Below are 9,819 nucleotides of genomic sequence, written 5' to 3'. Positions count from 1 at the left end.
CGGTCGAAACCGGGGCCAGTTCATTTCGTCTTCATAGTCGGCAACGCGGATTAGAAGTGATATGCAACGGTCAAACGCATGAGCCTCGTATGCCAAGGATTGAAGCAAGTCTAGGATCGTGGTCCTACGTGGATGATGCTTCGGCTCCAATCCCTGAAAACCTGGAGCGTTGATTTCTGCTTCGATCCGATCCAGCAGAACATCCGGTGCCACAGGTGCAATATAGTGCAGTATCCTCGATCCATTCTCATCGAGGTCGGAAATACGGCCAAGCAGGCCGTCAGGTTGCAGCCACGCTTCAACAATCTTTCTGGCAACATTGTGATTATGCAATAAACCAAGCCTATGAGCGAACGACATCAGAAGCCGACCATTCCCAGGCGCTTCAAAGGTTGATCTCAGGGATTCTACGGAGAAGCTCTCAAGCGCGGAGCTTGCCAGCCTGTTTGCAACCGCATGGGGCAGTATCGCCCTCCAATGTGCTCTTTTTTGAACGACATGCCGATCCGCCAGCTGTTTGGTGGATCGGAACAGTTGGTTCTTTGAATGGCCGGAAATTGCGCCTAAGACTTCCAGCTCATTGTGACCGACCTCTGGGTCCGAAGTCGAGAACGAGTACACCAATGACAGGGTTTCGGCCTGTGCGCGAAAGTCACCATCGTCTTCCTTCCGCTGTTGGAAAAGACGGTCGAACAGTTCTGCATCTGACAATTGGGCGAGGCTCTCACCTTGTTCAACCCTTTCTGCAATTGCCAAGGCAATCCTCGAATTGCCATCGGCAAAATCGGCGACGCGACGCGCATTTCCTTGACCAATTTCAGGGAAACGGCGGATCAGAAGTTCTTCAGCGACTTCCGGTCCATTCGCCTCGATGTGGATCACTTCGGTAGTTTGCGGTTTGTCGTCTCTGATATCGTACTCTACCGTGATCAGGCTGACATCACCACTTTCAGCCGTCACCTTGCTTGCCAACGCCGAATGCAGGTCGGATGGGCAATTGTCGAGGATCATCACCGCGCGGCGTCGCTCGGAAATCAGACGGTCCAGCATTGCCGATGCCGAAGGATTAGGGTCTTGTCCTGTGTCCACATAGACAGCGATTGTCCTATCGAGTGGATCGTTACCAACAGTTTCATCAAAGAGTGCTTGGACAATACGCGTCTTACCAACACCTGAAAGCCCCGTGATGCGGATCGCCTTGTTTGAACTGCGTATCAGGCGACGCATAGGTTCCATGGCGTCCTTGATTGAAAGCCTCTGACCTGGCTCAGTCGGCACATGGACTGTCACGCCTGGGGCAGAGATGAGAGTGTCAGGTGATCCTTTTGGAGGGTTGCTCCAAGCTCCATAGGGCTGCCATCCGGAATAGCCCTGACCGAGCTTGCCTTTCAGCCATAACAACACCGACGGGTGCTGCCGAACCCATTGAGCTAGCTTGGAACGGTCGATGAAATCTAAGTGTATGTTCTCATTGTTGGGGTCATTGGCCACCGCCGCCCGCAAGGCATCGAGGCGATCCCTCTTCATCGGTGGCGAACAATCATCAGCGAGGCTCACAATGATGTAGCTGCCGCCAATCTTCGCTTGGTTTGATATAGTCGGATTAAGTTCGCCGTCTTTTGTCATCTCCGCTGTGATCGCGGATCTCGGCATCGAGTCCTTCTTGGACTGAAGGATCGTATCTGGGCGGCTAATGAAGCCCGTGTCTAGTTTGGGGGCGTTCACCTGCACATGTATGTCAATGCCGTCGTCTGGCGCTTTAATCGAGCCCGACCAACTTACACTCGAAGGGCTGTGCCCACGTGCGGCGACCTCTGCTTCGGCCAGCCTTGCAATCAACTGTTCCAACAGCGTTTCGGAAAGCCGTAGCAATTCATCCTTTTCAAGATCAAAAATCGGCATCTCACCATCCAAGTACAGTGGATTGGCGATCTAGCATAAAATAGCAACGACATCTAGACATACAAGCATTGATCTCATTATTGGAGAAAATGTTTCATTTGTCGTCTGCTTACGCTTTACTTTCAGCCGAACGAAAACCGTAGGCGCATCGGAGGTCTGCTCTGTAGCGGGAAGACTGCGGTGAGTGAGTGCGGCGAACTTCCGCTTTCCGCCCTTGCTTCCGTGTGACGTTGCAGGTGCGGCGTAGACCTAACCAGTGCGGCCGATGGCCGCTTCGCCCCGCGTCGCTAATTTCAACAAGTGCAATGACGCAGCGTGACATTCCTGTGCACCGGAGGCTGCGCTAAACATTCACGTTTTGCGGATCCACTCGGGCCGCTGTCCGAACTCGGGGAGCAAGAGCAGCGACTCCGCATTCATGTGCTCGACCTCGGCGCGCCGCGCGTAGTGTTTCGACATGCTCTCTGAGAGGTGCCCGAGCATAGACTTCACGCGCTGGATGCCGCCGAAAAGTTCGGGATTGCGGGCGACTGCCGTCGCAATGTTCGTAGCATTCGTCGTGCGGAGGCCGTGAAAGGTCGCCACGAAGTCGCCTTCTGCCATCATCTCCTTCCGCTTGGGTCGCAGCTGCAAACGGATCAGTTCGGTGCGCCATGACGCGCCGAATCCGTTGGCAGTCCAAGGATCGCCGCGCGAACTGGTCAGGAGTGGCCGGCGTGGGTCCACGATGCCAGCCTTGCGGCGCGCCGCGCGCTCGGTCTCGATGATGGCCAGGACCACAGGGTGGAGGGGCACCGGCAACTCGTTTTTTCCCTTACCTTGGGTGAGGTACCAGACGCCGTCCACTATGGCGGCGTCGCAGAGGCGGGCGATCACGTCCTCGCGTCGCTGGCCTGTGTAGAGCGCGGTGAGGGCTACCTTCACGATGTGCGGCTTGCCCTTCTGGATCAGCGTTGACAGCGCCTCGTCAGGCCATGGCTCGTAGCTTCCTTCGCCCTGCATGCGCTCGACACCGCGGCAGGGGTTCTCGTCGATGAAGCCGCGGGGCTTGCCCCAGCCGAACACGGCGCTGATGTGGTCGAGGGTGCGGTTCGCGGTCGCCGGTCGCTCGGACAGGCTGTCGTACAGGGCCTGCACATGCTTCGTGCGGATGTCGCCGGCCTCGAACCGTCCCCAGCGGTCACGCATCAGGTCGAGTGCGGCGTCGCGGCCGTGACGGGACTTGCGGGGCAGCTTCCGGTACCGCTCGCTGTCGGTGTGGTCGCGCACGAGCCGCGCGACGCTGGTGGGGCTGTCGAACTCGCCTGGCGTCGTGCCGAATACCTCGCGGTGCACCGCGTCATAGGCCGCGCGGTACTCCGCCGAAAAGGGGTGCGGCAGCGGGTGGCGGACCTCGACGCCGTCTCGCACGAGGCGGAAATAGAAGTACTCTCGGCCGCGCGCCACCTTGCGCTGCACGTACTGCTCGAGGCGGACGTCACCGGCCACGGCTTGCCCTCAGAATCGGATCGTCATTCTCGGCAGTAGAACCGGGTTTCAGCTTCCGCTCCACCTCCGACCATTTCCACCTGGTCGAGCCGCCGATCTTGACCGGCCGTGGCAGGACACTCTTGCGCGTCCAGTCCCAGATCGTGGTCTCGCTCACGTCGAGCAGCTGCGCGAGCGTGTCGGCTGAGACGTAGGCGATGGGTCGTGCATCCGCGACAGCCTGGGCAGGCGTGGTAAAGGCAAAATCTCGCGCATGGCCCATCGTTCAAGCTCCTTTGACCCGTGTGGATGGGCCTGACCTTGTTATCCCTCTAGACAAAATCGCGCGCCAGGAGCACCGTCCGCTCCGCGAGCTCGACCATGTTCCAAGGCGGATGACCCCAGGGAAAATCTGACTCTCGCATTTCCGGGAAGCACAGACGGGCAACAGACGATCGTGGATTTTCAGGCTGCGATCCGCTCCGGTTGCGGTATTCTCCGCACCGGAGCTTTTCGCATTGGCGAACATCATCCTTTCGTCTCCCGGCGCTTCCTGGCGACCTCGCGCGCCGCGTGCTCGAGCTTTGCCGTGGCGAAGATGGTCGGTTTCAGCTCGGTCGGTGCGCTGTCGTAGCCGCGGCCGAAGCGCCCGTTGAGGCGGGGCGCGAGGGCCAGGGGGACGGCCTCCCAGTTCGAGGGGTCGCAGTTGGTCTTGTCACCGTCGAGGCACTTCAGGCGCATGCCCTCGGGCACCGGGCCGTTCGCCTGTTCCCAGAGGTACCGATGCTTCAGGACGGGGCGGGTGTCGGCGCCGGTCCACGGGTTGGGCTCGGCGACCAGCATGATGACGTAGCCGTCCTTCGCGCAGACGCGCTCGTGGCCGGCGCCGCGCCAGGTGTGCGGCCGATTGCCCTTCTTGAACTGCGTCCGGGCGCTGTTGGCGTTGTAGGGCATCTTCCGGCCCTTGTTCGCCGGCGTCTGGCCCTTCTCGAAGCAGCCGGTGCGGCCGGTCAGCCAGCCCTTGCGCTTGCAGAGCGCGTTGAAGTTCACGAGCGAGACGTCGGGCCGGTCCCAGAGGTAGACGAACTCGGCGTGCGCCTCGTGGCGCGGGCGGCGGGCGTTGTCGTGGATCCAGAAGAGCTCGGCGTCGCTGTAGGGGATGGCGTCGCGCGTCATTCCGACCCGCCCCCGATCTGCGGCAGCATCGGCATGATCGACTGGCCGTGCTCGGCGAAGAGCCTGGCCGCCCTCAGCTGCAGGTCGGCGTTGCCGGTGATCTTGTCGGCGACCTGGACGATCGCCTCGGCGCGCGCGACCTCCTGCTCGAGCTTCTCGGCGTCGAGGCCCTCGTCCGAGAGGCGCTCGAGCTGGGCGAAGAGGTGGTTGTTCAGGTCGGAGAGCTTGTTCTTCATGGCGTGCGGTCCCTGCTGTGGCTGGACGTCGGACATCGTTGAGGGGAAGGCTCAGCCCATCCCGAGCGCGGCCTTGTACATCTCGAGCACGGCCTCCTCCTCGGCGATGTCGTCGGGGGCGCGCTTGCGCAGCGCGATCACCTTGCGCAGGATCTTGGTGTCGTAGCCGCGCCCCTTGGCCTCGGCCATCACCTCCTTCATCTGGTCGGCGATCTCGGCCTTCTCGAGCTCGAGGCGCTCGTAGCGCTCGACGAACTGCCGCAGCTCCTCGGCCGCGACGCCGTAGGCGCGGTCCTTCACGGCGCGGTCGGCGTCCGTCTCCTTCATGCGGGGCTCGCCCTGGGCGTCGTCGAACATGGGGGTGCTCCTGTCTGCGGGGGATGCGCCCGGGGCGGGCGTCACCTGGTGGCGAAGAGGTCGTCGGTGCCGGGCGCGCCCGGGTACACGGTCTGGACCGCCTCGAGGATGGTGAAGGGTTCGCCGGTTTTCGCGGCGAGCTGGCGCGCGGCCTGTTCGGCGGAGGCGCGGGTGGCGTAGCGGGCGCGCGGCGCGGTCTCGGCGTCCGGGCGGCGCGGGGCGCGGCAGATCATCCAGAACGGCTGCATCACGATGCCTCCGGGGAGAGGCGCGCGAAGATCTCGGCCGCGTCGTCGCGTTCCTCGTCCGCCGCCTCGGGGTGCTCGTGGATCACGCCGCAGGCTTCGATCACCGCGTCGCGCCCGTGGTGGGCGAGGTCGGCCAGGACGGCGCGGGCGTTGTCGAGCGCGCTCATGTCAGCACCACCAGGCAGAGGATCCAGAACGCCCCGAGCCCGGCGGCGCGGCGCGCGATCCAGCGGGCGGTCGAGGGCGGCTCGGTCAGCAGCGCGCCGTCGCGCAGGCCGGCAAAGCGGGCGGGGGGATCGGAGCGCCGCCTCATGAGCGTTGCCCCGCCAGCACCGCCTCGACCCAGGCATTGGCCGCGGCGCGCAGCGTGCGGCCCTCGGCATAGGTCCCGAGGATCGTCAGGCGCACCGCCGCGCCGTCGGCGCAGAGGTCGCTCATGCAGGCGTGGCAGAGGCGCCCGACATAGCGGTAGAGCCCCGCGTCGCCGGGCTGGTCGCGCAGGATCGCGTGCAGTCGCGCGGCGATCCCCTCGACGATCAGCTGCATGGCGAGCGCGTCCGAGGCCGAGGCGACGCGCGCCGGCGCGGGAATGGTGATGTCGGACGCGATCATGCCGCCACCTCGGCCGCGGCGCGGGCCGCGCGCAGCACGGCCTTGATCCACGCGGCGATGCACTCGTCGAGGTCGTTGCCCGAGGCGTGCACGCCGCCCACGGACAGCTCGGCGAAGTGCGGGCCCCAGGTGGTGGCGCCGGGCGCGATCCACATACCGCCCGAGTTCACCACTGCGGTCTCCATCATGATCCGGCGGGCCGGGTGGGCCAGCGGCTCGAGCTCGGCGGCGAGGTCCTCGCGCCAGGCGGCGAGGGCGGTCGCGTCGGGCGGCGGGTATCCGGCGCCGCGCAGGGCCTCGGGGGTGATGCGCGCGATCATGCCGCGTCTCCGTCGGAGGGGCCCCGGCCGGGCAGGCGCGCGATGGCGGCGCGGATCGGGCCGATCGCGCGCTGCCGGGCGGCGTCGATCTCGTCGGCACAGGGGCGCGGCGCGGGGCCGGTGAACTGGTCGTAGAGCGCGCGGGCCACGCGGAAACGCCGCTCGGCGGTGACCGGGTGCCCCTGCGCCTCCTTCAGCGCGAGGAACGCGCCTTGCAGCACGATCGGGCGGTCGACATGGGCGGACGGGTCGCACACGGTGGCGCGCGCCTCGGCCAGGAACTGCGGTGTGAGCATCGGGTGCCTCCATCAACAGGTCTCGCGATCGGCCGCGGAGCGGCGTCTTCGGCGATGTGATGCAGCTATCGGATAGCTAGGCGTTGTGATCGGGTGTCAGAACGGAGCGGCCTAGCCTCGGATCGCAGCGGTGATGGATGTATGTATGATCCACACAAAGTGGATAGTGCAAGCGAAAATTCACACCAAGTGGATATACGGCGCGCGAGCTGGACACCATCTGTCAGATGTTGCTAATTCGTTCGGGATGGTAATTGAGTTTGCGAAGCCGGTAGACCGCCGCCTCGATCGCATGATCGAGATCGCTGACGAGCTAGACTGCCCCCTCGATCATGTCGTGGCGTACATGGGTCGTTGCTCTCACACGACCTTCCTGGCGTTCTCGGAAAGGCCGGAAACTTTACCTCGATACACGAAGTCCAAGGTCAAGTCATACTGATCGCAAAGACGTTCCGCCTCATCAACAGTTATGCGGCGAGAGCCCTTTTCCCAGTTGTTGTACTGCGTGGGGTTGAAGCCGTGCTTCTCGGCCCACGCTCTCTGTGTGAGCTCAGGGGCGTAGGTTTCCCGTAGCCGCCGAAGGCGCGCGCCTATTTCAGCGTATGGGTATGCGTCTGGCATGCCCCGGTAATCCACCAGATGTGGTTCTTCTGGCAAACCACCAATTGTGGACTTGCGATCATCCACAATGTGTGGATACGTACGATCATGACCGACGTTCAGCATATCGCAAAGAAGATCGGGCAGCGCCGGTTGGCTGAGAGGCTGGGCGTAGGCGTTACCGCAGTCAACAACGCAGTGCAGCGGGACAAGGTTTTCCCTGCCAGCTGGTATCCGATCGTCAAGGAGGCCTGCGAAGAAGTCGAGCTGGCTTGCCCCATGGAGGCATTCCGTTGGCGCGAACCGAAACAGGAAGACGCCGCCTGACCTCGACCGTCGCCGGTCGCCCGGCGGCGGTCACTCAGCCAACAGAAAACACGATGTCCCATGCGGCGACGGTGCGCCGCGCCGGGGCAGGGCGCAACACAACGAGGTTGTCCGACATGCGCAAAAGGCCGACCGAGCAGCATCCTCTCGTTCACATGGTTCCAGAAGATCGGAACCGATGGAGCAAGGTGTGGGACGTCTACGTTCCGTCTGCGCCGCAGGTAGCGCGGGTACACTCCCGGTCGCGCGCGCGAGCGCGCAGCATGGTAGCTTTCTCCACGAGAAGTGTTGTTACGCCTGGCCTCGTCTCTCGTTCCACCTCGGCGAGAGTTTCCAGAGCTATGGCGAGCCTCACGTTTTGCTCGGGCGACAGGTTTCCGACGGCGCGCATCATTAGGCTTGTCATGTACTCGACGGCGATGACGCGATCGGTGAGCGTCGGTTCGATCATGGGTTTGCGGGTGTTCATGCAGCCTGTGTCCTTAGGGTTCGGCAAGAGAGCGGGTGCAACGAAAGGGCCGAGCCAACGCACTCGCGTTTTGCCCAGTCGGACGCCGGAACGTCCATATGATGCCGGAATGGAACCTGCGCGGGCGTGTCATGTCTGACCCTCGCGCCACGGTTCATGCGCTCATGAGGGGGCTCGTCACCCGTCATTTCCCGACGCAGCAGAGCGCTGCGAAGGAAATGGCCGACTTCTGGCACCCTACGGGCAACGCGGGCGACGATTTCGATACCGCCGCCCTGTCGCGAAAAATGAACGGTACTCGGGAGTGGACCACGTCCGATGTGATCGCGCTGTCCGCGATCGCTGGTTCGGACCGTGTGGTGGTCGCGATGCGCCAGGCGCTGCCAGAGCGCGCGGGCAGCCCTGTCTCGGCACTTCAGCATGCACGTCGCCTGATCAAGGAGGGCGGCGAGGGCACGGCGGCCCTGCTGGCGGTGTCCGAGGGCGGATGCCCGCACCAGGCCCGTGCCGAGCTGGTCGATATCCTCGACACGGTGAAGGCGGCACTCCGCGACCTCGACGCCAGCGATATGGCGGACGGCCATCCCCGGGAGGGCGCATGACTGCGCACCATCACTGTCGGGCGTGCCCCTCGCCGCGCAGATCGGCGAGGACCGCGTTGATCACTTCGGACAGATGCTGCGCGGCGCTGACGGGCAGCATGATTTGCGTCGTCCGGCAGTCCCGTTCGTCCTCCTCATCAAAGCGCAGCAGCAGCATCTCGCTGCTTTTCGAGCGCGCAACGCCGACCTTGAACCTCGTAGAAATCATGCCGGCCGGTTTTCCGTCCGGCTTCAAGTCGAAGCCCTTCAAGTTCGCTGTGAACATCACGCACCTCCCAAAGGCGTTTTTTGGTGCGAGCAGAATGCCGGTTCATCGCGCCGTTTCAACTGAAAGGCGTGTGATTCCAGCAATATGTACACGTCGAGGTGTCAGGGTTGTTTTACACGGTCCCGCTGCCGTGGTGACGCATGCGACCCCTCCAGATCACGCGCGGCCGGCCGTACAGAGGCGCCGGCCGTTTCCGTCCGTACCGCGGGGGCGCGGATGGCCGCGCGGAGTGCCCCCGACCTCCCTGTCTGGGGCCGGGCGCGGATCTCCGGATCCGTGCCCGGCCGGTATCGGAGGCTGTCCATGACCAGGATCGACGACACGAAGCTGCTCGAGCTGCACCGCTCCGGGCTGTCGAGCGGCGAGGTGGCCAAGCGCATCGGCTGCTGCCGGCAGACGGTGTGCAACCGGCTCGACGCGCTCGGCGAGCCGCGGTTCCGGCGCGGCTGCGGCATCTCCCGCGCGGCCGACATCGACCGGCAGGAGCTGCGGCGCCTGCGCGACGAGGGTGTGACGCGCGCCACGATGGCGGGCCACTTCCGCTGCTCGCAGCGGGTCGTCGCGGTGGCGCTCGAGCGGCTCGAGCGGGCGGATCGCCGTGCGGCAGAAAAGGGCGCGGCCACGCCGCCGCCGCCCGGCCTCGGCAACATCCCCGCCGCGCGCGTCGCTGCGCTGGTCGAGACCGGCGGGCGGTACCGCGAGCTCGCCGCGCTGGCCGAGCGCTGGGGCGAGAGCACGACCCGGGTGCAGAGTTGGTACCACCGCGCGAGGGCCGCGGCATGAGCGCGAACCGGTCCTCCGCCGTCATGGCGCAGCGCCACGAGGCGCACGACAGCCTCGACGACTTCCCGACGCCGCCCGGGGATATTGCCAGTCGCTCCTGTGAGCAAGTCCCATGACATACGCCAGGACCCTCCTGCCGGTCGATGCCGGGTCGCT

18 protein-coding genes are annotated in these 9,819 nt (G+C 64.2%); 3 read left to right on the top strand and 15 right to left on the bottom strand.

Annotation, left to right across the window (positions count from 1 at the left end; genetic code table 11):
* The 13 genes from RISW2_RS24340 to RISW2_RS25945 all read right to left on the bottom strand — a co-directional run.
* Positions 1-1,902 (bottom strand): hypothetical protein (locus RISW2_RS24340; protein ID WP_211238738.1); only part of this gene is annotated, 1,902 nt, incomplete at its 3' end.
* Between the two features lie 351 nt (positions 1,903-2,253).
* Complete coding sequence (locus tag RISW2_RS21735) at positions 2,254-3,390, bottom strand: tyrosine-type recombinase/integrase (RefSeq protein ID WP_043775072.1); 1,137 nt, start codon at positions 3,388-3,390, stop codon at positions 2,254-2,256.
* Entirely contained in the window at positions 3,380-3,652 is a 273-nt protein-coding gene (locus RISW2_RS25545; protein ID WP_051492284.1) for a helix-turn-helix transcriptional regulator, read from the bottom strand. The genes RISW2_RS21735 and RISW2_RS25545 overlap by 11 nt, the downstream gene beginning before the upstream one ends.
* Positions 3,653-3,897: 245 nt before the next feature.
* Entirely contained in the window at positions 3,898-4,545 is a 648-nt protein-coding gene (locus RISW2_RS21725; RefSeq protein WP_043775069.1) for an HNH endonuclease signature motif containing protein, read from the bottom strand.
* A complete protein-coding gene (locus tag RISW2_RS21720; protein ID WP_043775067.1) occupies positions 4,542-4,781 on the bottom strand; it encodes a hypothetical protein in 240 nt (79 codons plus the stop codon). Before RISW2_RS21720 ends, RISW2_RS21725 begins: the two co-directional genes overlap by 4 nt.
* Positions 4,782-4,832: 51 nt before the next feature.
* Positions 4,833-5,138, bottom strand: coding sequence for a DUF2312 domain-containing protein (locus tag RISW2_RS21715; protein ID WP_156943954.1), 306 nt, complete (start codon positions 5,136-5,138; stop codon positions 4,833-4,835).
* A 41-nt stretch (positions 5,139-5,179) separates the two neighbouring features.
* Entirely contained in the window at positions 5,180-5,386 is a 207-nt protein-coding gene (locus RISW2_RS21710) for a hypothetical protein (RefSeq protein ID WP_043775064.1), read from the bottom strand.
* Entirely contained in the window at positions 5,386-5,553 is a 168-nt protein-coding gene (locus RISW2_RS24820) for a hypothetical protein (protein WP_156943953.1), read from the bottom strand. The genes RISW2_RS21710 and RISW2_RS24820 overlap by 1 nt, the downstream gene beginning before the upstream one ends.
* The gene (locus tag RISW2_RS24815) at positions 5,550-5,699 is read right to left on the bottom strand and encodes a hypothetical protein (protein ID WP_156943952.1); all 150 of its coding nucleotides are present in this window, start codon (positions 5,697-5,699) and stop codon (positions 5,550-5,552) included. Before RISW2_RS24815 ends, RISW2_RS24820 begins: the two co-directional genes overlap by 4 nt.
* Positions 5,696-5,998 carry a hypothetical protein gene (locus RISW2_RS23725; RefSeq protein WP_051492283.1) on the bottom strand — a complete coding sequence of 101 codons (303 nt, stop codon included), beginning with the start codon at positions 5,996-5,998 and terminating at the stop codon, positions 5,696-5,698. Before RISW2_RS23725 ends, RISW2_RS24815 begins: the two co-directional genes overlap by 4 nt.
* Entirely contained in the window at positions 5,995-6,318 is a 324-nt protein-coding gene (locus RISW2_RS23720) for a hypothetical protein (protein WP_051492281.1), read from the bottom strand. Before RISW2_RS23720 ends, RISW2_RS23725 begins: the two co-directional genes overlap by 4 nt.
* A complete protein-coding gene (locus RISW2_RS21700) occupies positions 6,315-6,614 on the bottom strand; it encodes a hypothetical protein (RefSeq protein WP_043775058.1) in 300 nt (99 codons plus the stop codon). The genes RISW2_RS23720 and RISW2_RS21700 overlap by 4 nt, the downstream gene beginning before the upstream one ends.
* 360 nt (positions 6,615-6,974) lie before the next feature.
* Positions 6,975-7,235: a helix-turn-helix domain-containing protein gene (locus RISW2_RS25945; protein ID WP_425277805.1), complete on the bottom strand. Its 261-nt coding sequence runs from the start codon at positions 7,233-7,235 to the stop codon at positions 6,975-6,977.
* Positions 7,236-7,322: 87 nt separating this feature from the next.
* Here RISW2_RS25945 and RISW2_RS24810 point away from each other — a divergent pair, with 87 nt between their 5' ends.
* Entirely contained in the window at positions 7,323-7,541 is a 219-nt protein-coding gene (locus RISW2_RS24810; protein WP_156943951.1) for a hypothetical protein, read from the top strand.
* Between the two features lie 199 nt (positions 7,542-7,740).
* Here the strand turns inward: RISW2_RS24810 and RISW2_RS21695 are convergent, their stop codons facing one another.
* Positions 7,741-8,010: a hypothetical protein gene (locus RISW2_RS21695; RefSeq protein ID WP_156943950.1), complete on the bottom strand. Its 270-nt coding sequence runs from the start codon at positions 8,008-8,010 to the stop codon at positions 7,741-7,743.
* A 98-nt stretch (positions 8,011-8,108) separates the two neighbouring features.
* On the opposite strand from RISW2_RS21695, the gene RISW2_RS21690 reads away from it, so the two are divergent.
* Positions 8,109-8,612: a hypothetical protein gene (locus RISW2_RS21690; RefSeq protein WP_043775052.1), complete on the top strand. Its 504-nt coding sequence runs from the start codon at positions 8,109-8,111 to the stop codon at positions 8,610-8,612.
* Positions 8,613-8,622: 10 nt separating this feature from the next.
* On the opposite strand, the gene RISW2_RS21685 is transcribed toward RISW2_RS21690, so the two are convergent.
* The gene (locus RISW2_RS21685) at positions 8,623-8,877 is read right to left on the bottom strand and encodes a hypothetical protein (protein WP_043775049.1); all 255 of its coding nucleotides are present in this window, start codon (positions 8,875-8,877) and stop codon (positions 8,623-8,625) included.
* Positions 8,878-9,183: 306 nt separating this feature from the next.
* On the opposite strand from RISW2_RS21685, the gene RISW2_RS21680 reads away from it, so the two are divergent.
* Complete coding sequence (locus RISW2_RS21680) at positions 9,184-9,663, top strand: hypothetical protein (RefSeq protein WP_043775046.1); 480 nt, start codon at positions 9,184-9,186, stop codon at positions 9,661-9,663.
* Positions 9,664-9,819 lie beyond the last annotated feature (156 nt).

It is taken from the genome of Roseivivax isoporae LMG 25204 (assembly GCF_000521865.1).
GTDB classification, from domain to species: domain Bacteria; phylum Pseudomonadota; class Alphaproteobacteria; order Rhodobacterales; family Rhodobacteraceae; genus Roseivivax; species Roseivivax isoporae.
Note: the sequence above shows the minus strand (reverse complement) of the source record. Positions and strands in the feature narration are given on the sequence as shown.

Bases quoted from the DNA above. Each gene is read 5' to 3' on its own strand.
- RISW2_RS25545 (WP_051492284.1), bottom strand. From the start codon at position 3,652: ATGGGCCATGCGCGAGATTTTGCCTTTACCACGCCTGCCCAGGCTGTC.
- RISW2_RS21725 (WP_043775069.1), bottom strand. From the start codon at position 4,545: ATGACGCGCGACGCCATCCCCTACAGCGACGCCGAGCTCTTCTGGATC.
- RISW2_RS21720 (WP_043775067.1), bottom strand. From the start codon at position 4,781: ATGAAGAACAAGCTCTCCGACCTGAACAACCACCTCTTCGCCCAGCTC.
- RISW2_RS21715 (WP_156943954.1), bottom strand. From the start codon at position 5,138: ATGTTCGACGACGCCCAGGGCGAGCCCCGCATGAAGGAGACGGACGCC.
- RISW2_RS21710 (WP_043775064.1), bottom strand. From the start codon at position 5,386: ATGCAGCCGTTCTGGATGATCTGCCGCGCCCCGCGCCGCCCGGACGCC.
- RISW2_RS24820 (WP_156943953.1), bottom strand. From the start codon at position 5,553: ATGAGCGCGCTCGACAACGCCCGCGCCGTCCTGGCCGACCTCGCCCAC.
- RISW2_RS24815 (WP_156943952.1), bottom strand. From the start codon at position 5,699: ATGAGGCGGCGCTCCGATCCCCCCGCCCGCTTTGCCGGCCTGCGCGAC.
- RISW2_RS23725 (WP_051492283.1), bottom strand. From the start codon at position 5,998: ATGATCGCGTCCGACATCACCATTCCCGCGCCGGCGCGCGTCGCCTCG.
- RISW2_RS23720 (WP_051492281.1), bottom strand. From the start codon at position 6,318: ATGATCGCGCGCATCACCCCCGAGGCCCTGCGCGGCGCCGGATACCCG.
- RISW2_RS21700 (WP_043775058.1), bottom strand. From the start codon at position 6,614: ATGCTCACACCGCAGTTCCTGGCCGAGGCGCGCGCCACCGTGTGCGAC.
- RISW2_RS25945 (WP_425277805.1), bottom strand. From the start codon at position 7,235: ATGCCAGACGCATACCCATACGCTGAAATAGGCGCGCGCCTTCGGCGG.
- RISW2_RS24810 (WP_156943951.1), top strand. From the start codon at position 7,323: ATGACCGACGTTCAGCATATCGCAAAGAAGATCGGGCAGCGCCGGTTG.
- RISW2_RS21695 (WP_156943950.1), bottom strand. From the start codon at position 8,010: ATGAACACCCGCAAACCCATGATCGAACCGACGCTCACCGATCGCGTC.
- RISW2_RS21690 (WP_043775052.1), top strand. From the start codon at position 8,109: ATGATGCCGGAATGGAACCTGCGCGGGCGTGTCATGTCTGACCCTCGC.
- RISW2_RS21685 (WP_043775049.1), bottom strand. From the start codon at position 8,877: ATGTTCACAGCGAACTTGAAGGGCTTCGACTTGAAGCCGGACGGAAAA.
- RISW2_RS21680 (WP_043775046.1), top strand. From the start codon at position 9,184: ATGACCAGGATCGACGACACGAAGCTGCTCGAGCTGCACCGCTCCGGG.